Here is a 25,480-nt window from a genome sequence, read left to right on the forward strand (position 1 = left end):
GTGCCAGGTTAGGGTGATCCGCCTAAGGGAGGTGATGTGCGGTGGGCACCGAGAGCGCGGAAAACACTGTCGCGGTGATGGGAGCCGGAGCCTGGGGCACGGCATTGGCCAAGGTGCTCGCCGACGCCGGTAGCGAGGTCAGGCTGTGGGCGCGCCGATCCGACATCGCCGCGCAGATCAACGAGACCCGCCGCAACCCCGGCTATCTGCCCGGCTTCACGGTGCCGGACGGGGTGCGGGCCACGACCGACCCGGCCGAGGCGCTGAACGGCTTGACCACGGTGGTGCTCGCCGTACCGGCGCAGACCATGCGGTCCAACCTCGAGACATGGACGCCGCACCTGGCCGACGGCGCCACCCTGGTCAGTGTCGCCAAGGGCATCGAACTGGGCACCCTGATGCGGATGAGCCAGGTAATCGCGTCGGTGACCGGGTTCGATCCCGGTCAGGTCGCCGTGGTCTCCGGCCCCAACCTGGCCGCCGAGATCGCCGCCGAACAGCCCGCCGCAACGGTGGTGGCCTGCACCGACTCCGGTCGCGCGGTGGCGCTGCAGCGAATGCTCAACACCGGCTACTTCCGCCCGTACACCAACGCCGATGTGATCGGCACCGAGATCGGCGGCGCCTGCAAGAACGTCATCGCCCTGGCCTGCGGGATGGCGGCCGGGGTGGGCCTGGGGGAGAACACCGCGGCGGCGATCATCACCCGCGGCCTGGCCGAGATCATCCGCCTGGGTGTAGCGCTCGGCGCCAAGGGGGCCACCCTGGCCGGCCTGGCCGGGGTGGGCGATCTGGTGGCCACCTGCACCTCACCGCAATCGCGCAACCGGTCGTTCGGCGAGCGGCTAGGCCGGGGCGAGGCGATGCCGCCGATACCGGGATCGAAGGGGCTGTCGGGCACCACCGACGGTCACGTCGTCGAAGGCGTGACGTCGTGTCAGTCGGTGCTGGCGCTGGCGTCGAGCTATGACGTGGAGATGCCGCTGACCGACGCCGTGCACCGGGTGTGCCACGAAGGCTCCTCGGTCAACGAGGCGGTGGCACTGCTACTGGGACGGCGCACCAAACCGGAGTGAGCCCGGCGTTGCCGTACCCTCTGGCGTGTGAATTCCCACGAGCGCACCCGGGTGGCCGTCGTGTTCGGCGGCCGCAGCAGCGAGCACGCGATTTCCTGCGTGTCAGCGGGCAGCATCCTGCGCAACCTGGATCCGCAGCGTTTCGAGGTGGTCGCCGTGGGGATCACGCCGGAGGGCTCCTGGGTGCTCACCGACGGTGACCCGGACGCGCTGGTGATCAACGGCCGGCAGCTGCCCGCGGTGACCATGGCCTCCGGTGCCGAACTGACGCTGCCCGCCGACCCGCAGCGAGCCGGCCAGTTGCTGGCTGTGGGTGCCGGACAGGTGCTGCAGTCGGTCGACGTGGTGTTCCCGGTGCTGCACGGACCCTACGGCGAGGACGGCACCGTGCAGGGGCTGCTCGAGCTGGCCGGGGTGCCCTACGTCGGGGCCGGGGTGCTGGCCAGCGCCGCCGGGATGGACAAAGAGTTCACCAAGAAGCTGCTGGCGGCCGAGGGCCTGCCGATCGGCCCGTACGCGGTGTTACGCGGCCGGCAGGCGACATTGTCGATCGACGACCGGGAGCGGTTGGGACTGCCGGTGTTCGTCAAACCCGCGCGCGGCGGCTCGTCGATCGGGGTCAGCCGGGTGACGTCGTACGACGAGCTTCCGGCCGCCATCGCCCAGGCGCGCCGGCATGACCCGAAGGTCATCGTCGAGGCCGCGATCGTCGGCCGGGAGCTCGAATGCGGGGTGCTCGAATTCCCCGACGGCACGGTGGCCGCCAGCACGGTCGGGGAGATCCGGGTCGCCGGCGTCCGCAACCGCGACGACTCCTTCTACGACTTCGCCACCAAGTACCTCGATGACGCCGCCGAACTCGATGTGCCCGCCAAGATCGACGACGACGTTGCAGAGGCGGTGCGCCAGTTGGCGATTCGCGCTTTCGTCGCGCTGGACTGCCAGGGCCTGGCCCGGGTGGACTTCTTCCACACCGACACCGGCCCGGTGATCAACGAGATCAACACCATGCCCGGATTCACCACCATCTCGATGTACCCGCGGATGTGGGCGGCCAGCGGGGTGGACTACCCGACGTTGCTGGCGACGATGGTCGACACCGCACTGGCCCGCGGGGTGGGACTGCGCTAGCGCGACTGCGCTCCCGGAGCGTCGAGCGTGCATTCAGTGCGAAAAATCAGGCGAATATTCGCCGTGAGTACACGCTCGTCGTGCGCCGCTAGCGCGCCGGCCCCGGCCTGATCGGCACCGCGTCCAGCTTCGCGGCGATCAGATCCGACAGCTCCTGAATCGGGGTGGGCCCCGAACCCCGGGGAAGCGTCAGCGCCAGATAGACCTTCCGGTCGACGGCATACCAGGTGGCGCGCTCGCCTTCGCGGACCTCGAACCACTGCACCTGATCGACCACCTGGATGGGCGAGCCCACCACGAAGTCGGCCGGCCGATCCAACCCGCAGCGCAGTACCACCGTCCCGTCGGCGCCGGCCGTCCAGGCCGCCGCACCCTCGGGTGCCGGCTCGGCGATCTCGGCGCGCCGGTAGTCGCCCAGCTGCGGCGGCAGCGCATCGAGCACGGCGCGGCAGGGCGCGTCGCCGGCATGCGGGGCCGGCACCGTGGCCAGGCGGAGCGGCTCGGTCGATGGCGCACCGGGTTGGCGCGCTGCCGCGAACACCAGCGCAGCGCCCACCGCGACGACGGCGACCACCAGCGCGGCGATGAGCGCCGCACGTGGCGGCCCGTCGGCGTCGGTCCCCGGATTGCTCACACCCCGTGCTCCCTTTTCATCGCACCTACACTCGGTGGCTGTGCGCGGTACTGAGCCCACGCTGGGTCAGCTTGGAGAGTTTCCCATGATCGACCGGCTGGTGGCCGGCCGCCGTCAGCCCGCCACCACTGAGCTGGGTCCCGGGGACGACGCGGCGGTGGTGCGCTGCGCCGACGGCCGCAGCGTGGTCTCCACCGACATGCTGGTCGAAGGCCGGCATTTCCGACTGGACTGGTCGAGCCCGCACGACGTCGGGCGCAAGGCGATCGCGCAGAACGCCGCCGACATCGAGGCGATGGGCGCCCGCCCGACCGCGTTCGTCGTGGCATTCGGCGCCCCGGCGCACACCCCGGCCGCTGATGCCGCCGCCCTGGCCGACGGCATGTGGGCCGAAGCGCAGCGGTTCGGTGCCGGCGTGGTCGGCGGCGACCTGGTCCAGGCGGATTCGTGGGTGGTGTCGGTGACGGTGCTGGGCGACCTGGCCGGCCGGGCGCCGGTGCTGCGGTCCGGGGCGCGGCCGGGGTCGGTGGTGGCGGTGGCCGGCGAGCTGGGCCGCTCCGCGGCGGGTTACCGGCTGCTCGGTGCCGCCGTGTCCGATTTCGAGGAGCTGCGGCGACGCCACCTCGTGCCGCAGCCGCCCTACGGCCAGGGCGTGGCGGCCGCCGACGCCGGGGCGCAGGCGATGACCGACGTCTCCGACGGCCTGCTCGCCGACCTGGGCCACCTGGCGTCCGCGTCGCAGGTGACGATCGAGGTGTCCACCGCCGCGCTGGCCGCCGACCAGCAGGCGCTGGCCCCGGCCGCCGCCGCCCTCGGCGCCGACCCGTGGGCGTGGGTGCTGGGCGGGGGAGAAGACCACGCCCTGGCCGCCGTCTTTCCCGGCGCGGTGCCGGCCGGGTGGCGGGTGATCGGTCAGGTGGCCGACGGACCGGCCCGGGTGCTGGTCGACGGGGCGCCATGGGATGGGGACGCGGGCTGGCAGTCGTACGGCAGCTAGGGTGGCGCGGTGAGCGTCTACGTGATCGCCCAGCTCCGATTCACCGACCGCGCCGCTTACGACCGGTATCAGGCGGAGTTCGCCGGCGTCTTCCGTCGTTATTCGGGAACGCTGCTGGCCGCCGACGAGTCACCAGAGGTCGTGGAGGGACACTGGGACCGGGAGAAGGTGGTGCTGATGTCGTTTCCCGACGAGGACGCGTTCCGCCAGTGGGCCGAATCGCCGGAATACCAGCGCATTTCGCAAGACCGGCAAGCTGGCGCCGATACGGTGGTTCTGCTGGTGAAGGGACTGGCGTGACCGCGCGTCCGCTGCCGGAGCTGGTCGAGAGCGGTTGGGCCACCGCCCTGGCGCCGGTGACCGAGCAGGTGGCCTTGATGGGAAAGTTCCTGCGCGAAGAAGTCTCGTCTGGGCGTGGCTACCTTCCCGACGGTCAGAACGTGTTGCGCGCCTTCACGTTTCCGTTCGACGCCGTGCGGGTGCTGATCGTCGGCCAGGACCCGTATCCGACGCCCGGGCATGCCGTGGGACTCAGCTTCTCCGTCGCCCCGCAGGTGCGGCCGCTGCCGCGCAGCCTGGAGAACATCTTCACCGAGTACACCGCCGACCTGGGCTATCCGCGGCCCGCCAGCGGTGATCTGTCCGCCTGGGCGCAGCGCGGCGTGCTGCTGCTCAACAGGGTGCTCACCGTGCGGCCGGGCAACCCGGCGTCACACCGCGGCAAGGGCTGGGAGGCGGTCACCGAGTGCGCCATCCATGCCCTGGTGGCCCGCGAGCAGCCGATGGTGGCGATCCTGTGGGGACGCGACGCCGGGACGCTCAAGCCCATGCTGGCCGACCACTGCGTCGCGATCGAGTCGCCGCACCCGTCGCCGCTGTCGGCGTCGCGAGGGTTCTTCGGGTCGCGGCCGTTCAGCCGCGCCAACGAGCTGCTGAGCCAGCTGGGCGCCGAGCCGATCGACTGGCGGCTGGACTAGGCGGACTTAGCCGCGGGCGACCTTGCCGGCCTTGATGCAGGAGGTGCAGGCGTTCAGGCGCTGCTTGTTGCCGCCGGGACGGGCGGCGTGCACGGTCTGAATGTTCGGGTCCCACCGACGGCTGGTCCGACGGTGCGAGTGGGACACCGACTTGCCGAAGCCGGGGCCCTTTCCGCAGATATCGCACACGGCAGCCATATGTGACACTCCTCAAAACGTCTGCTTGAGGGCCAACGACCTGAGCGGGTGGCCCGACAACCTGATCAGGATACCCGCCGGGCCGGGCAACCACCAAAACGGCCCGACGCAGCGTGAGCTGTGCTGTCGCGCGCAGTGGTTAGGCTTGCAGCCACCGGAGGTGGCGGCAGGAAGGTGGGTGCAGGTGGGCAACCCCGATCGTCGGCTGGATGCGGCCACCTTGCGGGACTGGGCGCACACCGCTGTCGGCGATCTGATCACCCACACCGACGAGATCAACCAGCTCAACGTCTTCCCGGTCGCCGACTCCGACACCGGCACCAACATGCTGTTCACCATGCGTTCGGCGCTGGCCGAGGCCAACACCGAGGCCGCCTCCGGTGAGGTGGCCCGGGTCGCGGCCGCGCTGTCATCGGGCGCACTGCACGGAGCCCGCGGCAACTCCGGGGTGATCCTGTCCCAGATCCTGCGCGGCCTGGCGGATGTGACCGCCGCCGACGGCACCGCCACGACCACCGACGTCGACGCCACGCTGTTGGGCGCCGGCCTGCGCCACGGAGTCGAGCTGGTGATCACCTCGATGGGCGGCCGCGAGGTGCCCGGCACCATCGTGTCGGTGCTGCAGGCCGCCGCGGCGGCCGTCGAGCGATGCGTGGCCCAGGGCTTCGGGCTGGGCGCGGCGATCACTGCCGCCACCGATGCCGCGGCCGCCGCACTCGAGCAGACCACCGAGCAGCTCGACGTGCTCGCACAGGCCGGCGTGGTCGACGCCGGCGGCCGCGGCCTGCTGGTGCTGCTCGACGCGCTGCGGTCGACGATCACCGGGCAGGCGCCGGTCCGGCCGGTCTACCAGCCGTCCCCGCAGCCACGCCCGCCGGACGCGGTCACCGAACAACCGTCGCCGCAGTTCGAGGTGATGTACCTGCTCGGCGAGTGCGCCCCCGAAGACACCGACCCCCTGCGTGAGCGGCTTACCCAGCTCGGCGATTCGGTGGCGATCGCGACGTCAGGGGTGGTCGGCGGCTATTCGGTGCACGTGCACACCGACGACGCCGGTGCCGCCGTCGAGGCGGGCCTGGCGTTCGGCCGGCCGCGGCGCATCCAGATTTCGGCGCTGGGCGGGGCGACCGGCCTGCCGCCGGGCAGCTGGGCCCGCGAGCGCGCGGTGCTGGCCGTCGTCGACGGGGAGGGTGCCCAGGAGCTGTTCGCCTCCGAGGGCGCCTGCGTGCTGCGGCCAGACCCGCACAGCGCCGACCCGGCCACGATCGTCACCGCCCAGCAGCTGTTGCGCGCGGTGGTCGACACCGGTGCGGGCCAGGTGATGCTGCTGCCCAACGGCTACGTCGCCGCCGAGGAGCTGGTCGCCGGGTGCACGGCGGCGATCGGCTGGGGCATCGACGTGGTGCCGGTCCCGACCGGGTCGATGGTGCAGGGGCTGTCTGCGCTGGCGGTCCACGACCCGGGCCGGCCGGTGGTCGACGACGGCTACACCATGGCGCGGGCGGCGGGCACCACCCGCCACGGTTCGGTGCGGGTCGCCACCGAGCAGGCGCTGACCTGGGCCGGCACCTGCCGGCCCGGGGATGGGCTGGGCATCGCCGGCGATGAGGTGCTGATCGTGGCCGGCGACATCGGCGCGGCCGCGATCGGTCTGATCGACCTGCTGCTGGTGGCCGGCGGTGAACTGGTCACGGTGCTGTTCGGGGCCGGTCTCGGCGCCGAGGTCGTCGACGTGCTGGCCGGACATGTGCACGATCGGCATCCGGGAATCGAATTGGCGACCTACCTCACCGGGCATCGCGGCGACGCCCTGCTGATCGGGGTCGAGTAGCGATGGCCACACTGGCCGACCGGCTGGATTACCTCGTCGGCTCCGACGCCGCCGGAAAACTCGACGAGGCGTTCGGCATCCGCACCGTCGGCGACCTGCTGCGGCACTACCCGCGCAGCTACGTCGAAGGCACCGGGGTCCGCGGCGCGGCGGACAGCCGCCCGGTCGAAGGTGACCACATCACCATTGTCGACACCATCGGCTCCGCGGAGCTCAAAGACATGCAGCGCCGCAAAGGGAAATACCTGGCCGTCACCGTCGGCAGTGGCCGCAACCGGGTCAGCGCGACGTTCTTCAACCCCAAAGGCCTGCGCTGGCGGCTGACCCCCGGGACCCGGGTGATGCTGTCCGGGGAGGTCAAGCTCTTCCGCGGTGCGATCCAGCTGACCCACCCCGACTTTTTGGTACTCAAGGAAGCCGACGGCAACGAGCAGGAACGCAACTTCGGCAGCAGTTCGCTGCGCAATATCGCCGACGCCTCGCAAAAGGTCAGCGGGCAGGTCAATCAGGCGGATTTCGAGCGCAGCTGCTATCCGATCTATTCCGCGACCGCCAAATTGCAGAGCTGGGACATCTTCAACTGTGTGCGGCAGGTGCTCGCGGTGCTCGATCCGGTTCCCGACCCGCTGCCGGCGGCGGTGCGCACCGAGCGCGGTCTGCTCGGCGAAGACGAAGCGCTGCGCGCGATCCATCTATCGGACAGCGCCGCCGAACGAGACCGTGCCCGCGAGCGACTCGCCGTCGACGAGGCCTTCGGCCTGCAGTGGGCGCTGGCGATGCGCCGGCACGGCGAGCTGTCCGAATCCGGCCCGCCGGCCCCGCGCCGCGACGACGGGCTGGTCGCAGAATTGTTGGGCCGGTTGCCGTTCGAATTGACGGCCGGCCAACGCGAGGTACTTGGCGTGCTCGAAGGTGAGCTGGCCGCCAGCCGTCCGATGAACCGGCTGCTGCAGGGCGAAGTCGGCTCCGGCAAGACGATCGTGGCGCTGCTGGCGATGCTGCAGCTGGTCGATGCCGGCTATCAGTGCGCGCTGCTGGCGCCTACCGAAGTTCTTGCCGCCCAACATGTCCGCTCCATCCGCGACATGCTCGGACCGCTGAGCCTGGCGGGCCAGCTGGGCGGGTCGGACAATGCCACCGCGGTGGTGCTTCTTACCGGTTCGATGTCGGCGGCCGCCAAGAAACAGGCCCGCGCCGAGATCGCCGCCGGCCGGGCTGGCATCGTCGTCGGCACGCACGCCCTGCTGGTCGACGCGGTCGAGTTCGACAACCTGGGCATGGTGGTCGTCGACGAACAGCACCGCTTCGGCGTCGAGCAGCGGGACCGGTTGCGCGCCAAGGCTCCCGACGGCATCACCCCGCACCTGCTGGTGATGACCGCGACCCCGATCCCGCGCACGGTGGCGCTCACCGTCTACGGCGATCTGGAGACCTCGACGCTGCGGGAGCTGCCCCGCGGCCGCCAGCCGATCGCCAGCTCGGTGATCTTCGTCAAGGAGAAACCGGCCTGGCTGGAGCGCGCTTTCGCGCGGATCCGCGAGGAGGTGGCGGCCGGCCGGCAGGCCTATGTGGTGGCACCGCGCATCGACGAGGCCGACGAGGACCGCAAGCCCGGTTCGGACGAGGAGAACGGCCGCACCTCGGCCACCGCCGTGGGACTGTTCGATCAGCTGCGGGCCGGGCCGCTGTCCGGGTTGCGGCTGGGCCTGATGCATGGGCGGCTCACCGCAGACGAGAAGGACGCGGTGATGGCGGCGTTCCGCGCCGGGGCGGTGGATGTGCTGGTGTGCACCACGGTCATCGAAGTCGGCGTCGACGTACCCAACGCCACAGTCATGCTGATCGCCGACGCCGACTGGTTCGGCGTCAGCCAGCTGCACCAGCTGCGCGGCCGGATCGGCCGCGGTGAGCACGCCAGCCTGTGCCTACTGGTGACCTCGAGCGGCCCGAAATCCAAATCCGGCAAACGTTTGGCGGCCGTCGCCGGCACGCTGGACGGCTTCGCCCTGGCCGACCTGGACCTGCGCGAGCGCGGCGAGGGCGACGTGTTGGGCCGCGACCAGTCCGGCTGGCGTGGCGGACTGAAGCTGCTGTCGCTGGCCGATCACGCCGAGCTGATCGAAGCCGCCCGCGACTACTGCGTCCAGGCCTGGGTTGCCGACCCGTCCGATCCCGGATTGGCCCGGCTGGCAGCGCCTTTCACCGGCATCGACTATCTGGACAAATCATGACCAACCGCAAAACGCTGCTGTGGCTGGCCGTGGTGGCGCTGCTGGCCGTCGTCGTCGCCTTTCAGACCGTGTCGGCGGCCGGAAACCGCAGCCGCGCCCTCGCCGCCCGGTCCGGCATGCCCACCGTCGCGCCCGGCACCGACGTGCTGGCCGGAATCCCGGTGGTTGCCGCGCGCACCCATCGCTACGACTATCGCCGGTCGGTGTTCGGCGACGCTTGGGACGACGACAACGACGCGCCCGGCGGCCACAACGGCTGCGACACCCGCAACGACATCCTCAACCGGGATCTGGTCGACATCACCCACGTGTCGACCAAACGCTGCGCGCAGGCGGTGGCCACCGGTGTCCTGCACGACCCGTACACCAACGCCGTCGTCGCCTTCACCCGCGGCGCCAAGATCGGTGAGGCGGTGCAGATCGACCACATCGTGCCGCTGGCCTACGCCTGGGACATGGGCGCATCGGGCTGGCCGTACCGCCAGCGGCTGCGGTTCGCCAACGACCCGGCCAACCTGCTGGCGGTCGCTGGGCAGGGCAACCAGGACAAGGGCGATGCCGGGCCGGGGCAGTGGATGCCGCCGAATAAATCATTCGCCTGCCAGTACGCCGTCGCCTACATTGCGGTCGTGCGGGGCTACGCGCTGCGGCTCGACGAGGCGTCGGCCGGCGTGCTGCGCCGGGCCGCGGCCACCTGCCCGGCCGGATAGGACGGGGATGACGATCGACCATTGGGCCACCGCGCCCACGCTGCGCGGTGAGCATGTGCTGCTGCGGCCGACCGTGCTCGCCGACGTCGCCGGGCTGGCGCGGGCCTACGACGTCGAGTCCACCCGGTATTTCCTCTACGGCAGCCAATCCGGTCCACCCACCGAGCAGTCGGTGGCCGAGGCGCTGGCATCGCAGCGCCAGGTACTGACCCAGGTCGATGCCGCCACCGGCGACATCGTCGGGACCACGTCGATCTACGACATGAGCCAGCCGCACCGCCGGGTGACGGTCGGCTACACCTGGCTATCGGCCCGGGTGCGCGGCTCGGCGGTCAATTCCGAATCCAAACTGCTGTTGTTGGACCACTGTTTTTCCACCCTGGGCGCGGGCCGGGTGCAGTTCAACGTCGACGATCTCAACGAGCGCTCCCGGCGGGCGGTGCTGGGCATCGGCGCCACCGAGGAGGGCGCGCTGCGCCGGCACGCCCGCCGCAGCGACGGTTCGTGGCGCACCACGATGGTCTACTCGGTGATCGACGACGAGTGGCCAGCGGTGCGGACCGGTTTGGTGGAGCGGATCAACCGCCGAGCGTGACGGCTTACAGGCCGGTGTAGGTCAGCGGGTCCTCGCGCACCCGGGTGCCGTCGTTGAGCCCGTTAAGAGTGTCCATGTGCTCGGCGGCCAGCTCGAAGCCGAAGACGTCGAGGTTGCTCGCGATGCGCTCGGGGTTGGCCGATCGCGGGATGACGACATTGCCCAGCTGCAGGCTCCACCGGATCAGTACCTGCGCGGGGGTCTTGCCGTACTCGCCGGCGATCGCCGTCACCGCCGGGTGGTCGAGGAGGCGGCCCACCGCCAGCGGGCTGTAGGCCTGCGTGACGATTCCCCGCTCGGCGTGGAACGCCCGCAGCTCGGCTTGGTTGAGCAGGGGGTGCAGCTCGATCTGGTTGACCGCCGGCGTCTCGAAAGCCAGGTCGATCGCGTCGTTGAGGTGCTCCTCGGTGAAGTTGCAGACCCCGATCGACCGGGTCAGCCCCTGCTCCCGGGCCTGGATCAGCCCGCCGAAGCTGTCGACGTACATGCCCAGCGGCGGGGCCGGCCAGTGGATCAGGTACAGGTCCACATAGTCCATCCCGAGTCGCTCCACGCTGGCATGGCAGGCCTCGATGGCTGCGGTGAGCCCCTGGTCGGCGTTGGCCAGCTTGGTGGTGACGAAGAGCTCGTCGCGGGCGATGCCGGACGCGGCGATCGCCCGGCCGACCGCGGCCTCGTTGCCGTACACCTTGGCGGTGTCGATCAACCGGCAGCCCAGCTCGAGAGCGGCCGAGACCGCGCGCTCGGTCTCGGCGTCCGACAGCTCGGCGACCCCGATGCCCAGAGTCGGCATGCTGTGGCCGTCGTTGAGCGCGATGGAGGGGATCGAAGTGCCCGGCGTCATCTCACCTACCTGTGTAATCGAATGTGCGTGGATCGGGTCCCAGTCGCGCGCCGTCGTCGAGCGAGGATATCGCGGTCATCTCGGCGGTGCCGAGTTCGAAGTCGAAGACTTCGGAATTGCTGACGATGCGCTCAGGGTGGACCGATTTCGGAATCACGATATTACCGAGCTGAATGTGCCACCGGATCAGCACCTGCGCCGGTGTCTTGCCATAACGCTGTGCGACCTTGGTGACCGTCGGGTGCTCCAGCAGCGAACCGCGGCCCAGCGGCGCCCACGCTTCGGTGGCGATGCCCAGGCGGGCGTGCACCTCCCGCAGTTCGGCCTGGCTGAACCGGGGGTGCAGCTCGACCTGGTTGACGACGGGCACGATGCCGGTCCCGTCGATGAGCATCTTGAGGTGTTCGGGGGAGAAGTTGCTCACCCCGATCGAACGGATCCGGCCCTGATCCCGCAGATGGGCCAGCGCCCGGAAGCTCTCGACGAATTTGCCGCGCGCCGGAAGTGGCCAGTGGATCAGGTACAGGTCCAGGGTGTCCAGACCGAGCCGGTCCATGCTTTTGTCGAACGCGACCAGCGTCGAATCGTATCCCTGGTCGGCGTTCCACAGCTTGGTGACGACGTACAACTCGTCGCGCGGCAGTCCGGATGTCGTTACCGCACGGCCGACCTCGCGCTCATTGCCGTACAGCGCCGCGGTGTCGATGTGGCGGTACCCGGCCGCCAAGGCGGTGCGCACCGCCTGCTCGGTGTCGGCGGGCGAAATCTTGTAAACCCCGAAACCGAGGGAGGGGATGGAATTACCGTCGTTGAGCGTGACCGAGCGCAAGTTACTTCGAACAGTCATGACACGAAGTCTGCCAGGCGCACCCGCCTCCGGGTCGGCGGCGCGGTGGGCCGAACAGCTGCAGAACACCGCCTTCTCCGTGGGTATGAAGGTGACCCCGATGCTGCCGATCGGGGTGCAGCGGCTGATGACCGGTGGACGGTCGGTGACCATCAACGGCAACACCTTGGACCCCACGTTGCGCTTGGCGTTGGCCGGGCTGCGCGCCCTGGGCATCAACGGCCTCGTCGCCGACGACGACGCGGCGGCCTCCCGCGCTCAGCTGCGTGAGCTGACCGCCGGGCTCGGCGGCACCGACATCCAGGGTTGCGATGTCCGCGACATCACCCTGCCCGGCCCGGCCGGTGACATCGCCGCCCGGCACTACCGGCCGGCCGGTTGCCCCGACAATGCGGCCCACCCGATGCTGGTCTTCTATCACGGCGGCGGATTCGCGATCGGCGACTTGGACACCCACGACGCGATCTGCCGGCTGACGTGTCGTGACGCCGAGGTGGTGGTGCTGTCCGTCGACTACCGGCTGGCCCCCGAGCACCCGGCGCCGGCCGCGGTCGACGACGCCTACGCCGCGTTCCGATGGGCCCATGCGCACGCCGCGGAGCTCGGGGGAATACCCGGGTGCGTGGCCGTAGGCGGGGACAGCGCCGGCGGCAACCTGGCCGCCGGGGTAGCGCTGCTGGCCCGCGATGACGGTGGACCGGCGCCGGTCCTGCAGTGGCTGCTCTACCCGGTGACCGACGTGGCGGCCCAGACGACCCGCTCGCGCACGCTCTACGGCGACGGCTACCTGCTGACCAAGCACGACATGGACTGGTTCACCGCCCGGTACGTGGGCCGCTCACCGCTGGACCCGAGCGACCCGCGGGTGTCGCCGTTGCGGGCTGCCGACCTATCCGGGCTGGCGCCGGCACTGATCGCGGTCGCCGGTTTCGACCCGCTGCACGACGAAGGCGAACAGTTCGCCACGGCGCTGCGCGAGGCCGGGGTTGTCGTCGACCTGCGCCGGACGCGGTCGCTGACGCACGGTTTCATCAACCTGTTCCCCCTCGGCGGCGGCAGCGCCACCGCGACCACCGCGTTGATCTCGGCGCTGCGGGCCCACCTCAGCCGCGGCTGAGGCCGCCAGCCCACGCCGGTACGCTGAACCGCAAACCGACCACCGAACACGAGGACCAACCGACTGTGGCCAGCAAACCCAAACGCCCCGGCGCCTCCGGCTTGAAGGCCGCCGATCACAAACGCAACCTCGCCATGCAGATCGGGCTCGTCGCGATCGTGGTGCTCTTCGCGGTGGGACTCATCGGCTACATCGTGGTGTCCAACAGCCACAAGAAGGGCGCCGGCGCCGGCGAGGCGATCCGGGTGACCTCGAGCAAGCTGGTCAAAGACGACAACGACGAGCCGAAGGCCGTGCTGTCGTTCTATGAGGACTTCCTCTGCCCGGCTTGCGGCAACCTCGAGCGCGCGCTGGGGCCCACGGTGTCCCGGCTGATCGACAGCGGGGCGATCGCCGCCGACTACCACATGGTCGCGATCCTGGATCGCGCGCAGAACGACAACTACTCCTCGCGGGCCGGTGCCGCGGCCTACTGTGTCGCCGACGAGAGCATCGACGCCTTCCGCCGGTTCCACACCGCGCTCTACACCGACGAGTTGCAGCCGTCGGAGATCGGGACCGACTTCCCCGATAACAAGCGCCTGATCGAGCTGGCCCGGCAAGCCGGTGCCGCCGGCAGCGTTCCGGGCTGCATCAACAGCGGCAAGTACCTCAAGATGGTGAGTGGCATGGCCCAGGCCGCCGGAATCCACGCCACGCCCACGCTGCGCATCAACGGCGAGGACTACCGTCCCTCGACCCCGGAAGCCCTCGTCGCGAAGATTCGGGAGATCGTCGGTGACGTGCCCGGTATGGACGTCCCGGCCACCCAGTCGTGAGTATCGCGGCTCCGGCGGTCGACCCAGCCGCAACGCCGGCCTCGCAGGCGTCGGCGGCCCCGCGGGCCTGGGCGGTATTGATCGCCGGAGTCATCGGGCTGGCCGCCTCGGTCACCCTGACCGTCGAGAAGATCCGGCTGCTCACCGACGCGTCGTATATCCCGTCGTGCAACCTGAACCCGGTGCTGTCCTGCGGGCCGGTGATGGGCACCCCGCAGGCATCGGTCCTGGGTTTCCCCAACCCGCTGATGGGCATTGTGGCGTTCACCGTGGTGGTGGTCACCGGTGTGCTGGCGGTGACCAAAGTGTCTCTGCCGCGGTGGTATTGGGTTGGTATGGTGGCCGGCACCTTGGTGGGTGCCGGCTTCGTGCACTGGCTGATCTTCCAGAGTCTGTACCGGATCGGCGCGCTGTGCCCGTACTGCATGGTGGTGTGGGCGGTCACGATGGTGCTGCTGGTGATATTCGCGGGAATCGCGTCGGATGAGGATCGCGGAATATCGGGGCTTTTGCACCGGTGGCGGTGGACGTTTGCGGCGTTGTGGTTTATCGCGGTATTTCTGTTGGTATTCCTGCGCTTTCAGGATTACTGGTTGACGCTGACTTAAGGAGTGCCCTGTGATCTCCAAAGTGCTGGTCGCCAACCGCGGAGAGATCGCGATCCGCGCGTTTCGTGCCGCCTATGAGCTCGGGATCGACACGGTGGCGGTCTATGCCTATGAGGACCGTAATTCGGTGCACCGGCTCAAAGCCGACGAGTCCTACCAGATCGGCGAGGCGGGGCATCCGGTGCGCGGCTACCTGTCGGTGGAGGGCATCGTGGCCACCGCCAAGCGGTGCGGCGCCGACGCGGTCTACCCCGGGTATGGCTTCTTATCGGAGAACCCGCGGCTGGCGCAGGCCTGTGCGGATGAGGGCATCACCTTCGTCGGCCCGAGTGCTGCCGTGCTGGCGCTGGCCGGCAACAAGGCACATGCGGTGGCCGCCGCGCGGGAGGCCGGTCTGCCGGTGCTGGCGGCATCGCAGCCGTCGCGCTCGGTAGAGGAATTGGTTTCCGCGGCAGCCGATATGTCGTTTCCGCTGTTCGTCAAGGCGGTCGCGGGCGGCGGTGGCCGCGGGATGCGCCGGGTCGCTGATATCGACGGGCTAGCCGAGGCTATCGAGGCCGCCAGCCGGGAAGCCGAATCCGCGTTCGGCGACGCGACGGTGTATCTGGAGCAGGCGGTGATCAACCCGCGCCACATCGAGGTGCAGATCCTGGCCGACACCCACGGCAACGTCGTGCACCTGTTCGAGCGGGACTGCAGTGTGCAGCGCCGGCATCAGAAGGTCGTGGAGTTGGCGCCCGCGCCCAACTTGGACCCGGAACTGCGGGAGAAGATCTGCGCTGATGCCGTCGCGTTCGCGCGGCACATCGGCTACAGCTGCGCGGGAACGGTGGAGTTCCTGCTCGACGAGCGCGGCCACTATGTGTTCATCGAGATGAATCCGCGGATTCAGGTGGAGCACACGGTGACCGAGGAGATCACCGATGTGGATCTGGTGTCGGCCCAGTTGCGGGTCGCCGCCGGGGAGTCCCTGGAGGATTTGGGCCTGCGCCAAGACGACATCGTTTTGCATGGCGCGGCGTTGCAGTGCCGGATCACCACCGAGGATCCGGCCAACGGTTTTCGTCCCGACACCGGCCGGATCACCGCCTACCGCAGCCCCGGCGGTGCTGGTATCCGGTTGGACGGCGGCACCAACCTGGGTGCGGAGGTCAGCCCGCACTTCGACTCGATGCTGGTCAAATTGACCTGCCGGGGCCGGGATTTCCCCACCGCGGTGAACCGGGCGCGCCGGGCCATCGCCGAGTTCCGCATCCGGGGCGTGTCGACGAACATCCCGTTTTTGCAGGCGGTGCTCGATGATCCCGACTTCCGGGCCGGGCGCGTCACCACGTCGTTCATCGATGAGCGCCCGCAACTGCTGACCTCGCACGCCTCAGCGGACCGGGGCACCAAGATCTTGACCTATTTGGCCGATGTCACCGTCAACCAGCCCCACGGTGCGCGCCCGTCGGCGGTGTACCCGCGCGACAAGCTGCCTGAGATCGACCTGTCGGCGGCGCCGCCGCCGGGTTCCAAACAGCGGCTGATGAAGCTCGGGCCCGAGGGATTTGCCCGCTGGCTGCGGGAATCGCCGGCTGTTGCTGTTACCGAGACGACGTTTCGCGATGCGCACCAGTCGCTGCTGGCCACCCGGCTGCGCACCAAGGGCCTGCTCAACGTGGCCCCCTACATCGCCCGCACCACCCCGCAGCTGTTGTCGATGGAGTGCTGGGGCGGGGCCACTTACGATGTGGCGCTGCGCTTTTTGAAGGAGGACCCCTGGGAGCGGCTGGCGGTGCTGCGTGAGTCGCTGCCCAACATCTGCCTGCAGATGCTGCTTCGGGGCCGCAACACCGTCGGCTACACCCCCTATCCGGAATCGGTGTGCTCGGCGTTCGTGGCAGAAGCGACCGCTACCGGTATCGATATCTTCCGGATCTTCGATGCGCTCAACAACGTCGACTCGATGCGCCCGGCGATCGACGCGGTCCGCGAAACCGGTTCTGCGGTGGCTGAAGTCGCCATGTGCTACACCGGTGATCTCACAAATCCCGCCGAGAACCTCTACACCCTGGACTACTACCTGAAGCTGGCCGAGCAGATCGTCGACGCCGGCGCGCACGTGCTGGCGATCAAGGACATGGCCGGGCTGCTGCGGCCCGCGGCGGCCACCACGCTCGTCGGTGCGTTGCGCAGCCGCTTCGAGCTGCCGATCCACGTCCACACCCACGACACCCCCGGCGGGCAGCTGGCCACCTACGAGGCGGCCTGGCACGCCGGTGCCGACGCCGTCGACGGGGCGGCCGCACCGCTGGCCGGAACCACCAGCCAGCCCGCGCTGAGCTCGATCGTGGCCGCCGCTGCCAACACCGACTTCGACACCGGCCTGTCCTTATCGGCGGTGTGCGACCTGGAGCCCTACTGGGAAGGGGTCCGAAAGGTCTACGCGCCGTTCGAATCCGGTCTGGCCGGGCCCACGGGTCGGGTGTATCGCCACGAGATCCCCGGCGGTCAGCTGTCCAATCTGCACCAACAGGCCAAGGCGCTGGGGCTGGCCGACCGGTTCGAGGACATCGAAGCCAACTACGCCGGAGCCGATGCGGTGCTGGGCCGGCTGATCAAGGTCACCCCGAGCTCGAAGGTGGTCGGCGACCTGGCGCTGGCTCTGGTCGGCGCCGGGATCACCGCCGAGGAGTTCGCCGCCGACCCCGCACGGGTGGACATTCCCGATTCGGTGATCGGCTTTTTGCGCGGCGAACTGGGCGAGCCGGCCGGCGGATGGCCCGAACCGCTGCGCACCAAGGCCTTGGCGGGCCGCGAACCGGCGCGCGAAGTCCAGCAGCTGTCCGCCGACGACGAGGCCGCGCTGGCCCTGACCGGACCCAAGCGCCAAGCCACCTTGAACCGGCTGCTGTTTCCCGGCCCCACCAAGGAATTCGAGGAACACCGCGAGCTCTACGGCGATACCTCACAGCTCTCAGCCAACCAGTACTTCTACGGATTGCGACAAGGCGAGGAGCACCGGGTCCGCCTGGAGCGCGGCGTGGAACTGCTGATCGGGCTAGAAGCCATCTCCGAACCCGACGAACGCGGCATGCGCACGGTGATGTGCATCATCAACGGCCAACTGCGGCCGATCGAGGTGCGTGACCGCAGTGTGGCCAGCCAGGCACCGGTAGCCGAAAAAGCCGACCGCACCAAGCCCGGCCACGTTGCGGCGCCGTTTGCCGGCGTCGTCACCATCGGCGTCTCAGAGGGCGATCAGGTCAGCGCGGGACAGACCGTCGCCACCATCGAGGCGATGAAAATGGAGGCCGCCATCACCGCACCGGCACAGGGAACCGTGGCCCGGGTGGCCGTCGCCGAGACCGCCCAGGTCGAAGGCGGCGACCTGCTGGTGGTGCTGAGCTGACCCGCATCGTCGGCGGCACCGCGGGCGGACGGCGCATCCTCGTGCCGCCGCGCGGCACCCGACCGACCACCGACCGGGTACGCGAGGCACTGTTCAACGTGCTCGACGCCCGGTTGGACCTGACCGAGATGGCAGTGCTGGACCTGTACGCCGGGTCGGGGGCGCTGGGACTGGAGGCACTGTCGCGGGGCGCGGCCACGGCGCTGTTCGTCGAATCGGACCGTCGCGCCGCCGAGGTGCTGGCCGCCAACATCGCCGCGCTGGGTTTGTCCGGTGCGACGCTGCGGCGCGGCACGGTGGCCTCGGTGCTGACCGCCGGTACTGATCGGCCGGTGGATCTGGTGCTGGCCGATCCGCCCTACGAGATCGGCGCCGCCGACATCGACGCGCTTCCGGGGCTGCTGGCCGCCGGCGGCTGGGCCGGGCCGGGCACCGTGGTGGTGATCGAGCGGGCGGCCTCGAGCCCTGCGATGCGGTGGCCGGACGGCTGGGAGGTGTGGCCGGATCGCCGCTACGGCGACACCCGGCTGGAGCTGGCCGAATGGTCCGGCCAGGACTGCTAGCGTCTTGAGCCATGAGCGGTGCGTTGTGCCCTGGTTCGTTCGACCCGGTGACGCTGGGACACGTCGACATCCTGGAGCGCGCGGCCGCGCAGTTCGATGAGGTGGTGGCCGCGGTGCTGATCAACCCGGCCAAGAAGGGCATGTTCAGCCTGGAGGAGCGCCTCGAGATGATCACCGAAGCCACCGCGCACCTGCCCAATGTGCGCGCGGAGTCGGGCCGGGGCCTGGTGGTCGACTTCGTCCGCGAGCGGGGGTTGACCGCGATCGTCAAGGGCCTGCGCACCGGAACCGACTTCGAGTACGAGCTGCAGATGGCCCAGATGAACAAGCACATCGCCGGGGTGGACACGTTTTTCGTGGCGACCACCCCGCGGTATTCGTTCGTGTCGTCGTCGCTGGCCAAGGAGGTGGCGTCGATGGGCGGCGACGTCTCCGATCTGCTGCCCGAGCCGGTCAACCGGCGGCTGGCGGAGAAGCTGGGCTCGTAACCGCTGCGTTCGGCGAACAAAACTCGTTATCTGCCAACGCTTTTGAGTTGCGGTTCGGTGCCGTGGCCGTGTTCTGCTCAGGTGGTGTTCGGTGGTGGTTGGGGTTGGAAGGGTTGGTACCACCACCATTGGGCGCGTTCGCCGGTGGGTCCGGGGCATGGTGGTACGGCTGGTGGGGGTTTTTGGGGTGGTCGGGCTAGCGATGCCGACTCCAGTGGCTGGTTGTTGTTGTCGGTGATGGTGAGGTTGGCGGCATCGCCGGTGATGGTGATGATGCCGCGGTGGTGCAGTCGGTGGTGATATGGGCAGACCAGTACCAGGTTGGTCAGCTCGGTGGGGCCGCCGTCTTCCCAGTGGGTGATGTGGTGGGCGTGCAGGCCGCGGGTGGCCCCGCAGCCGGGAACCACGCAGGCCCGGTCGCGGTGCTCGAGGGCGCGGCGTAGTCGGCGGTTGATGGCGCGGGTGGTGCGCCCGGCGCCGATGGGCTCGCCGTTGCGTTCGAACCAGGGTTCAAAGGTGGCGTCGCAGGTCAGGTATTGGCGTTCGGCGTCGGTGAGCAGTGGGCCTAGGTGCAGCTGTGCGGCGTTGTTTTCAACGTCGAGGTGCATCACCACGGTGGTGTGGTGGCCGTGGGGGCGGCGGGCGGCTTCGGTGTCCCAGCTGGTTTCGATCAGGCGCAGGAACGCATCGGTGGTGCTGGGCAACGGCGGCCGCTGCTCTGAGGCACCGCCGCCATCCTCGTGATCGCGCTTCCATTCAGCCATCAGCGCATCGAGATGGGACTGTAGGGCGGCGTCGAACTTTGCCGCATCGAGGGGGTTGAGTGTGATGCGCCAGCAGCTGCCGTGTTCGTCGCTGGTCTTGGTGATGGAGCGTTCCGGTTCGGCTCGGGGGTCGGGGTCGGGGCGTGGTTCGAGCTTGACTGCGGTGCGCAGTTGGGTGACGGTGGCGACCCCGACCAGTTGCGCGTAGTGCTCGTCGGATCCGTCGGCGGCGTGCTGGGCGATCACGCCGACCTGATCGAGGGAGAAGCGGCCTTCGCGCATGCCTTCGGCGCAGCGGGGGAATTCGTCGAGGCGGTGGGCGATGGTGGCGATGGTGTGGGCGTTGCTGGGCGATACCCCGGTTTTCCAGGCGACCAGGGCCGGGATTGAGCGGACGCCCGTGGCGCCCCACAGGCCGTCGCGGTCGATCTCGGCGACGATTTCCACGATGCGCCCATCGATGGCGTTGCGTTGGCCGGTCAGCTCGGATAACTCCTCGAACAGCACGTCCAAGCGCTGGGCAGGACCCCTCCTAGGGGTGCTGGACAGTGCGGTCGTTGACATGAGTTCATCATCACAGCGGGGTCCGACAACTTCCGGCGTCGATCCGGCGGGCTATCCCCGTGGCCACCCCAAACGCTCCGCCGTGCCCTTCCGCATCCGGGCAAACCCCCTGGCGCAGCCCAGTACCCGCAGGGCGGCCTCCGCGGTGGCCCAGGGATGGTCGGGCGGACAGCTGCGGTCATCGGAGCGGCGGTTGATGACCGACTCCACCAAGCGGAACGGGAGGTCGTCGGCCTCGCCAGGGCCGTCGTGCTCGGCGATCACCGCGCGGGACAGCTCTCGGTAGTAATCCCGCAACTGAGCCCGACGCCGGCGGAACTCGGCGAAACGCTCGACGCGAAGCTCCGGAAGCAGATACAAGGTGCCCAGATTCCAGCGGCCGCCGCAGAGTTGGGTGGTGTCGGCGACGACGAGCGTGTGCAGCCGGAGCGCCACGGGGCCGCCTTCGGACAACAGCTCGCCGGCCAGCTGCAGCGAGGTGTCGACGGTGCCGGCCAGCAGCGCATCGAGGATGTCGTCCTTGGCGGCGAAGTGGTGATACAGCGAGGCCTGCTGGATACCGACGCTCTCGGCGATTCGCCGGGTAGAGGTGGCGGCATAGCCGATGGTGGTGAACAACTCAGCTGCCGCATCGAGGATCTCGTCGCGCGCGCTGTGGCCCGGGCGGCGAGAGGCCACCAGCCGGGGACGTCCGCGTCGATCGGTCTGCATGGCCCTCCACCCCACGTTTCTATCGACTGATAGGTAATCATGTTAGGGTGCGGATGTCGAGAGGAGACACACCGATGAGTACCGCCTCGACCGGCGGCGCCCGTTCGCACGCCCGCGCTCAGGCGCACCAGGCCGAGATGCGGGTACCGGCGGTCCCCGACGACGTCGACCCGACGACGCTGTTCTGGGCCGAGTCCGTCCCGGCGGATGGCTACGCCACCAAGGTGCTGGCCCGCGGCAGCCGGATCCGGCTGATCGACGCCGACGGCGGCGCCTGCGCGCATCTGCTGCTCTACCGCGCCGAAGCGCCCTGGGAGCGGCTCAACGTCGCCGACACGATGAAGGTGCCCTGGCAGGCGTACCTGGGCTCCGGCCATCCGCTGCTGTCCGATCAGGGCCGCGTCCTGGCCACCGTCGTCGCCGACTCCTCGGGTCACCACGACCTGCTGTGCGGACCCGACGCCACCGGCCGGCAGCAGCTACTGCTGGGCGCGATCAAGCACGGGATGGACATTCGCGACGTGGCGCCGTCGGTGGCGTTGTTTCGGGGTGTTCGGGTCGATCCTTCCAGCGGCGCATTGGAATTCACCGGGTCGGCGGGGCCGGGGGCGGCAGTCGACCTGTTGATCCACCTGCCGGCGGTGCTGGTGGTGGCCAACACCGCGCACCCGCTGGATCCCGACCCGCCGTCGACCGCGATGGATGTGCTGGCCTGGAAGGCCGGCGAGCAACTGAGCGCGCTGTCCAATCAAGACCCGGAATACCTGCGGGCACTGGAGAACACCGAGGCGGTGGTGGCGGCATGGTGATCATCTCCGAGGATGTGGTGCCGGCCCGCGCACCCTGGTCGGCGGTGGTGCGCGCCGGGCAGCGGCTGCAGATCATCGACCTGCACGGCAACCAGGCGGTGGATTGCCTGCTCTATGACGCCAACGATCACACCCGCCGCTACAGCGCTCAGGCCACCGTCGCCGCCCAGCGCAACATCTTCGTGAGCACCGGTACGGCGCTGCGCAGTGCCGACGGCACCGCCCTGATGACCGTCGTCGCCGACGACGTCGGCAACCACGACACCATCGCCGGGGCCTGCTCTCAGGAGTCCAACACGCTGCGCTACGGCCACCACACCGCCCACCAGCACGCCTGCGTGGAGAACTTCCTGCTCGAAGGCGCCAAGCACGGGCTGGGCAAACGCGACATCGTCTCCAACATCAACTGGTTCATGAACGTGCCGGTCGAAGCCGACGGCACACTGGGCATCGTCGACGGCATCTCGGCGCCCGGCAAAGGCGTGACGCTGCAGGCCGAGATCGACACCCTGGTGCTGGTGTCGAACTGCCCGCAGATCAACAACCCCTGCAATGGCTTTGACCCGACTCCGGTGCGCATGGTGATCACCCGGCAATGATCGGTATCGAGGTGGTCCGCCCGGGCGTGTTCACCACCGTGCAGGACTGGCCCGGGCGCGTCGGCTACTGGCATGTCGGAGTGCCGCCGTCCGGGCCGATGGACGATCTGTCGTTTCGCCTCGGCAACCGGGTGCTGGGCAACTCCGAAGGCGCGGCCGGTCTGGAATGCACCAAAGCGGGCCCCGCTCTGCGCTTTTCGAAGTCCGCCTGGATTTGCGTCACCGGTGCGGCGGTGCCGGTCAGCGTGGACGGTGCCCCGGCGTCGCAGTGGCGGCCGGTGCGGGTACCGGACGGCGGCCTACTGGAGATCGGCACCATTGTCGGGCCCGGCATGCGCTGCTATCTGCTCGTCGAGGGCGGGCTATCGGAGCCGGAATACCTCGGCAGTGCTGCGACTTTCACCCAGGGCGCGTTCGGCGGGCACCATGGGCGGGCCCTGCGCGAAGGAGACCGACTCGGCGCGGCCGGCGGCGACGGCACCGCACCGGCGCTCACCCGCGTACCCAGCCAGAGCCAGCCCAGTATCGGCCGGCACTGGGAACTGGCGGTGACCGAGGGGCCGCACGCCGCGCCGGAATTTCTGACCCGCGCCGATATGGCCACCCTGACGCGCACCGACTACACCGTGCACTTCAACTCCGACCGCACCGGCGTGCGGCTGGTCGGACCGAAACCGCACTGGGCGCGTCAGGACGGGGGAGACGCCGGCCTACACCCGTCCAACATCCATGACACCGCCTACACCGTTGGCGCACTGGACTTCACCGGCGACACCCCGATCCTGCTCGGGCCCGACGGCCCCAGCCTCGGCGGATTCGTCTGCCCGGTGACGGTGGTGCGCGGCGACCGCTGGAAACTCGGCCAGCTGGCACCCGGCGACACCGTGCGGCTGGTGCCGATCCGGGCCGAGCACGCCCCACCGGCAACAGTGCTGAGTGCGCAGCGGCGCGCGGCACTGCCCGTCGTGGTCTCGCGCTCCGGCGACGGCGACGACGGCGTGCTAGAACGCTACACCGGCCGTGACGGCACCGCCGTCACCCTGCGACGTGCCGGTGACGGCGGGGTCTTGCTCGAATACGGGCCGATGACATTGGATTTGGCGCTACGAGCGCGGGTGCAGGTGCTCTACGACCAACTTCGGCAGCGGGGACTGCCCGGGCTGGCCGAACTGACGCCCGGTGTGCGGTCCCTGCAGATCCAGTTCGACACCGAGTTGTCCTCATGCGCCGAGGTGATCGAGCAGGTGGCCGCCCTCGACGACGCGCTCCCGCCGTGCGATGAGCTTGTCGTGGCGAGCCGCTCGGTGCGCCTGCCGCTGAGCTGGGACGACCCCGCCACCCATGAGGCCATTCGCCGCTATGAGTACGGCGTGCGGCCCGACGCGCCATGGTGCCCGTCGAACATCGAATTCATCCGGCGCATCAACGGACTCGACGACATCTCGCAGGTCTACGACATCGTGTTCGACGCGCAGTACCTGGTGCTGGGCCTGGGCGACATCTACCTCGGCGCCCCGGTGGCCACCCCGCTGGACCCGCGACACCGGCTGGTCACCACCAAGTACAACCCGGCCCGCACCTGGACGCCGGAGAACGCCGTTGGGATCGGCGGCGCCTACTTGTGCATCTATGGCATCGAGGGACCCGGTGGCTACCAGTTCGTCGGGCGCACCACCCAGGTGTGGAATCACCGGCACGCCACCGCCGGGCTGTTCGATCCCGAAACCCTCTGGCTGCTGCGCTACTTCGACCGCATCAGCTTCTATCCGGTATCCGCCGAGGAGCTACTGGAGTTGCGGGCCGACACCGCGGCCGGACGCGGCCGGGTCGAGATCACCGACGGCGAGTTCTCATTGCCGGACTATCGCCGGTTCCTGGACGGCAACGCCGATGCCATCGCCGGATTCCGCCGGCAACAAACGGCGGCGTTCGCCGCTGAACGCAGCGCCTGGCGCCGGGCCGGCGAAATCGGGGCCGCCGCGGGAAGCCCCTAGAGCACCACCGTTTCGTTGTCGACCCGGATCACCCGGTCCTGGCAGTGCCACTGCACCGCCCGCGACAACACCGCTCGCTCCACATCGGCGCCCAGTCGCACCAGATCGCTGACGCTGTGGGTGTGGTCGACGCGCACCACGTCCTGCTCGATGATCGGCCCCTCGTCGAGGACCTCGGTGACGTAATGCGCGGTGGCACCGATCAGCTTGACGCCACGTTCTCGCGCTCGTTGATAGGGCGCCGCACCGATGAACGCCGGCAGGAAGGAGTGGTGGATGTTGATCAGCGGGCAGGCAAGCGCCTCGATGAACTCACCGGTGATGATCTGCATGTAGCGCGCCAGCACCACCAGGTCGACGTTGCCGCAGAGCAGTTGCAGCTGACGCTGTTCGGCTTCGGCGCGGGTCTCGCGGGTGGCGGGGATGTGGAAGAACGGCACCCCGAACGGGCGTACCTGTTCGGCCAGGTCCGGATGATTGGAGATCACCATCGCCACGGTCATCTCCAGCTCGCCACGCCGGTTGCGCCACAGCAGATCCAGCAGACAGTGGTCGGCCTTGGAGGCCATGATCGCCACCCGCTTGGGCTTGGCGGCCTCGGCGAACCGGTAGTGCATCGCGAACCGCTCGGCCACCGTGGCGCCGAACCGCTGTTGGAGTTCGTCGATGGCAGCGGGCAGGCCGGGCAGGTGAAAGATCGCCCGCTGCACGAACGTCCCGTCCTCGGGGGCCGTCGAGTGCTGATCCAGCGAGATGATGTTGGCGCCGGCCTCGGCCAAAAAGGCGCTGACCGAGGCGATGATGCCGTGGCTGTCGGGACAGCGCAGCAGCAGCCGGCCGATGTCGGTCACCGGTTGAGCGCCGGACCGGTGCGGATGGGCCTGCGGCGGCTGTGCCGGCGTCGGTGAACCCGCGGGCCCCCGAGCCTCCCCGGAACCGTTCGTCATGGCCGCCCTTCGCCGATCCGGAATACCAACGGG

At 69.5% G+C, this 25,480-nt stretch carries 25 protein-coding genes; 18 read left to right on the top strand and 7 right to left on the bottom strand.

All coding sequences use genetic code 11. The annotated features are described in order from the left end of the window. The first annotated feature begins 41 nt into the window (after positions 1–41). Both AC5Y31_RS01925 and AC5Y31_RS01930 read left to right on the top strand, forming a co-directional pair. Positions 42–1,076: an NAD(P)H-dependent glycerol-3-phosphate dehydrogenase gene (locus tag AC5Y31_RS01925; RefSeq protein ID WP_301634786.1), complete on the top strand. Its 1,035-nt coding sequence runs from the start codon at positions 42–44 to the stop codon at positions 1,074–1,076. Positions 1,077–1,103: 27 nt separating this feature from the next. Further along, the gene (locus tag AC5Y31_RS01930) at positions 1,104–2,207 is read left to right on the top strand and encodes a D-alanine--D-alanine ligase family protein (protein ID WP_499977613.1); all 1,104 of its coding nucleotides are present in this window, start codon (positions 1,104–1,106) and stop codon (positions 2,205–2,207) included. An 88-nt stretch (positions 2,208–2,295) separates the two neighbouring features. On the opposite strand, the gene AC5Y31_RS01935 is transcribed toward AC5Y31_RS01930, so the two are convergent. Further along, positions 2,296–2,841 (bottom strand): DUF3515 domain-containing protein, encoded by a 546-nt coding sequence (locus AC5Y31_RS01935; protein WP_499977615.1) that lies wholly within the window; start codon positions 2,839–2,841, stop codon positions 2,296–2,298. Positions 2,842–2,881: 40 nt separating this feature from the next. Between AC5Y31_RS01935 and AC5Y31_RS01940 the strand changes: the two genes are divergently transcribed. The 3 genes from AC5Y31_RS01940 to AC5Y31_RS01950 are packed head-to-tail and all read left to right on the top strand — an operon-like array spanning position 2,882 to position 4,815. Beyond that, complete coding sequence (locus tag AC5Y31_RS01940; RefSeq protein ID WP_499977617.1) at positions 2,882–3,838, top strand: thiamine-phosphate kinase; 957 nt, start codon at positions 2,882–2,884, stop codon at positions 3,836–3,838. A gap of 9 nt (positions 3,839–3,847) precedes the next feature. Next, positions 3,848–4,138 carry a DUF1330 domain-containing protein gene (locus tag AC5Y31_RS01945; protein WP_499977619.1) on the top strand — a complete coding sequence of 97 codons (291 nt, stop codon included), beginning with the start codon at positions 3,848–3,850 and terminating at the stop codon, positions 4,136–4,138. Then, positions 4,135–4,815, top strand: a complete 681-nt coding sequence (locus tag AC5Y31_RS01950) for a uracil-DNA glycosylase (protein ID WP_499977620.1) — start codon at positions 4,135–4,137, stop codon at positions 4,813–4,815. Before AC5Y31_RS01945 ends, AC5Y31_RS01950 begins: the two co-directional genes overlap by 4 nt. 6 nt (positions 4,816–4,821) lie before the next feature. Here AC5Y31_RS01950 and rpmB read toward each other — a convergent pair whose 3' ends face one another. Further along, a complete protein-coding gene (gene rpmB, locus AC5Y31_RS01955; RefSeq protein WP_019735921.1) occupies positions 4,822–5,013 on the bottom strand; it encodes a 50S ribosomal protein L28 in 192 nt (63 codons plus the stop codon). 184 nt (positions 5,014–5,197) lie between these two features. Between rpmB and AC5Y31_RS01960 the strand changes: the two genes are divergently transcribed. The 4 genes from AC5Y31_RS01960 to AC5Y31_RS01975 are packed head-to-tail and all read left to right on the top strand — an operon-like array spanning position 5,198 to position 10,380. Beyond that, on the top strand, positions 5,198–6,844 hold the full coding sequence (locus AC5Y31_RS01960) for a DAK2 domain-containing protein (protein ID WP_499977623.1): 1,647 nt from the start codon (positions 5,198–5,200) through the stop codon (positions 6,842–6,844). A gap of 2 nt (positions 6,845–6,846) precedes the next feature. Next, entirely contained in the window at positions 6,847–9,075 is a 2,229-nt protein-coding gene (gene recG / locus AC5Y31_RS01965) for an ATP-dependent DNA helicase RecG (RefSeq protein ID WP_499977624.1), read from the top strand. Further along, positions 9,072–9,785: an HNH endonuclease family protein gene (locus AC5Y31_RS01970; protein ID WP_301634795.1), complete on the top strand. Its 714-nt coding sequence runs from the start codon at positions 9,072–9,074 to the stop codon at positions 9,783–9,785. Before recG ends, AC5Y31_RS01970 begins: the two co-directional genes overlap by 4 nt. A 7-nt stretch (positions 9,786–9,792) precedes the next feature. Then, positions 9,793–10,380: a GNAT family N-acetyltransferase gene (locus AC5Y31_RS01975; protein WP_499977627.1), complete on the top strand. Its 588-nt coding sequence runs from the start codon at positions 9,793–9,795 to the stop codon at positions 10,378–10,380. A 4-nt stretch (positions 10,381–10,384) separates the two neighbouring features. Here the strand turns inward: AC5Y31_RS01975 and AC5Y31_RS01980 are convergent, their stop codons facing one another. Beyond that, on the bottom strand, positions 10,385–11,224 hold the full coding sequence (locus AC5Y31_RS01980; protein ID WP_065023901.1) for an aldo/keto reductase: 840 nt from the start codon (positions 11,222–11,224) through the stop codon (positions 10,385–10,387). Between the two features lies 1 nt (position 11,225). Then, positions 11,226–12,071: an aldo/keto reductase gene (locus AC5Y31_RS01985; RefSeq protein ID WP_065023900.1), complete on the bottom strand. Its 846-nt coding sequence runs from the start codon at positions 12,069–12,071 to the stop codon at positions 11,226–11,228. Here AC5Y31_RS01985 and AC5Y31_RS01990 point away from each other — a divergent pair. From AC5Y31_RS01990 to coaD, 6 genes are all read left to right on the top strand, one after another. Then, positions 12,070–13,188, top strand: a complete 1,119-nt coding sequence (locus AC5Y31_RS01990; RefSeq protein ID WP_499977630.1) for an alpha/beta hydrolase — start codon at positions 12,070–12,072, stop codon at positions 13,186–13,188. The two genes, AC5Y31_RS01985 and AC5Y31_RS01990, sit on opposite strands and share 2 nt — an antisense overlap. Positions 13,189–13,253: 65 nt before the next feature. Then, positions 13,254–14,006, top strand: a complete 753-nt coding sequence (locus AC5Y31_RS01995) for a DsbA family protein (protein WP_499977631.1) — start codon at positions 13,254–13,256, stop codon at positions 14,004–14,006. Further along, a complete protein-coding gene (locus tag AC5Y31_RS02000; RefSeq protein ID WP_499977633.1) occupies positions 14,003–14,614 on the top strand; it encodes a vitamin K epoxide reductase family protein in 612 nt (203 codons plus the stop codon). Before AC5Y31_RS01995 ends, AC5Y31_RS02000 begins: the two co-directional genes overlap by 4 nt. A 10-nt stretch (positions 14,615–14,624) precedes the next feature. Continuing rightward, the gene (locus tag AC5Y31_RS02005; protein ID WP_499977634.1) at positions 14,625–18,008 is read left to right on the top strand and encodes a pyruvate carboxylase; all 3,384 of its coding nucleotides are present in this window, start codon (positions 14,625–14,627) and stop codon (positions 18,006–18,008) included. Beyond that, positions 18,005–18,571: a 16S rRNA (guanine(966)-N(2))-methyltransferase RsmD gene (gene rsmD / locus AC5Y31_RS02010; RefSeq protein ID WP_301636277.1), complete on the top strand. Its 567-nt coding sequence runs from the start codon at positions 18,005–18,007 to the stop codon at positions 18,569–18,571. Before AC5Y31_RS02005 ends, rsmD begins: the two co-directional genes overlap by 4 nt. 11 nt (positions 18,572–18,582) lie before the next feature. Then, positions 18,583–19,059 (top strand): pantetheine-phosphate adenylyltransferase, encoded by a 477-nt coding sequence (coaD, locus tag AC5Y31_RS02015; RefSeq protein ID WP_301634803.1) that lies wholly within the window; start codon positions 18,583–18,585, stop codon positions 19,057–19,059. Between the two features lie 77 nt (positions 19,060–19,136). Here coaD and AC5Y31_RS02020 read toward each other — a convergent pair whose 3' ends face one another. Both AC5Y31_RS02020 and AC5Y31_RS02025 read right to left on the bottom strand, forming a co-directional pair. Continuing rightward, entirely contained in the window at positions 19,137–20,387 is a 1,251-nt protein-coding gene (locus AC5Y31_RS02020; protein ID WP_499977638.1) for an HNH endonuclease signature motif containing protein, read from the bottom strand. Positions 20,388–20,438: 51 nt separating this feature from the next. Continuing rightward, complete coding sequence (locus tag AC5Y31_RS02025) at positions 20,439–21,098, bottom strand: TetR/AcrR family transcriptional regulator (protein ID WP_499977639.1); 660 nt, start codon at positions 21,096–21,098, stop codon at positions 20,439–20,441. A gap of 74 nt (positions 21,099–21,172) precedes the next feature. Here AC5Y31_RS02025 and AC5Y31_RS02030 point away from each other — a divergent pair, with 74 nt between their 5' ends. From AC5Y31_RS02030 to AC5Y31_RS02040, 3 genes are read left to right on the top strand one after another with little or no spacing between them, the layout of a single operon-like run. Then, positions 21,173–21,907: a DUF1989 domain-containing protein gene (locus AC5Y31_RS02030; RefSeq protein ID WP_499977642.1), complete on the top strand. Its 735-nt coding sequence runs from the start codon at positions 21,173–21,175 to the stop codon at positions 21,905–21,907. Further along, on the top strand, positions 21,901–22,506 hold the full coding sequence (locus AC5Y31_RS02035) for an urea amidolyase associated protein UAAP2 (RefSeq protein ID WP_499977644.1): 606 nt from the start codon (positions 21,901–21,903) through the stop codon (positions 22,504–22,506). The genes AC5Y31_RS02030 and AC5Y31_RS02035 overlap by 7 nt, the downstream gene beginning before the upstream one ends. Continuing rightward, positions 22,503–24,500: a 5-oxoprolinase/urea amidolyase family protein gene (locus AC5Y31_RS02040; RefSeq protein WP_499977647.1), complete on the top strand. Its 1,998-nt coding sequence runs from the start codon at positions 22,503–22,505 to the stop codon at positions 24,498–24,500. The genes AC5Y31_RS02035 and AC5Y31_RS02040 overlap by 4 nt, the downstream gene beginning before the upstream one ends. Here the strand turns inward: AC5Y31_RS02040 and purU are convergent. After that, on the bottom strand, positions 24,497–25,447 hold the full coding sequence (gene purU, locus AC5Y31_RS02045; protein WP_499977651.1) for a formyltetrahydrofolate deformylase: 951 nt from the start codon (positions 25,445–25,447) through the stop codon (positions 24,497–24,499). The genes AC5Y31_RS02040 and purU overlap by 4 nt on opposite strands. Positions 25,448–25,480: the final 33 nt, after the last annotated feature.

It is taken from the genome of Mycobacterium sp. NGS18, from assembly GCF_059813185.1.

Excerpts from the sequence above, each read along its gene's own strand:
- coaD (WP_301634803.1), top strand. The coding sequence starts at position 18,583 with ATGAGCGGTGCGTTGTGCCCTGGTTCGTTCGACCCGGTGACGCTGGGA.
- AC5Y31_RS01980 (WP_065023901.1), bottom strand. The coding sequence starts at position 11,224 with ATGACGCCGGGCACTTCGATCCCCTCCATCGCGCTCAACGACGGCCAC.
- rpmB (WP_019735921.1), bottom strand. The coding sequence starts at position 5,013 with ATGGCTGCCGTGTGCGATATCTGCGGAAAGGGCCCCGGCTTCGGCAAG.
- AC5Y31_RS02020 (WP_499977638.1), bottom strand. The coding sequence starts at position 20,387 with ATGTCAACGACCGCACTGTCCAGCACCCCTAGGAGGGGTCCTGCCCAG.
- AC5Y31_RS02035 (WP_499977644.1), top strand. The coding sequence starts at position 21,901 with ATGGTGATCATCTCCGAGGATGTGGTGCCGGCCCGCGCACCCTGGTCG.
- AC5Y31_RS01970 (WP_301634795.1), top strand. The coding sequence starts at position 9,072 with ATGACCAACCGCAAAACGCTGCTGTGGCTGGCCGTGGTGGCGCTGCTG.
- AC5Y31_RS01985 (WP_065023900.1), bottom strand. The coding sequence starts at position 12,071 with ATGACTGTTCGAAGTAACTTGCGCTCGGTCACGCTCAACGACGGTAAT.
- recG (WP_499977624.1), top strand. The coding sequence starts at position 6,847 with ATGGCCACACTGGCCGACCGGCTGGATTACCTCGTCGGCTCCGACGCC.
- AC5Y31_RS02025 (WP_499977639.1), bottom strand. The coding sequence starts at position 21,098 with ATGCAGACCGATCGACGCGGACGTCCCCGGCTGGTGGCCTCTCGCCGC.
- AC5Y31_RS02030 (WP_499977642.1), top strand. The coding sequence starts at position 21,173 with ATGAGTACCGCCTCGACCGGCGGCGCCCGTTCGCACGCCCGCGCTCAG.
- AC5Y31_RS01990 (WP_499977630.1), top strand. The coding sequence starts at position 12,070 with ATGACACGAAGTCTGCCAGGCGCACCCGCCTCCGGGTCGGCGGCGCGG.
- AC5Y31_RS01975 (WP_499977627.1), top strand. The coding sequence starts at position 9,793 with ATGACGATCGACCATTGGGCCACCGCGCCCACGCTGCGCGGTGAGCAT.
- purU (WP_499977651.1), bottom strand. The coding sequence starts at position 25,447 with ATGACGAACGGTTCCGGGGAGGCTCGGGGGCCCGCGGGTTCACCGACG.
- AC5Y31_RS02040 (WP_499977647.1), top strand. The coding sequence starts at position 22,503 with ATGATCGGTATCGAGGTGGTCCGCCCGGGCGTGTTCACCACCGTGCAG.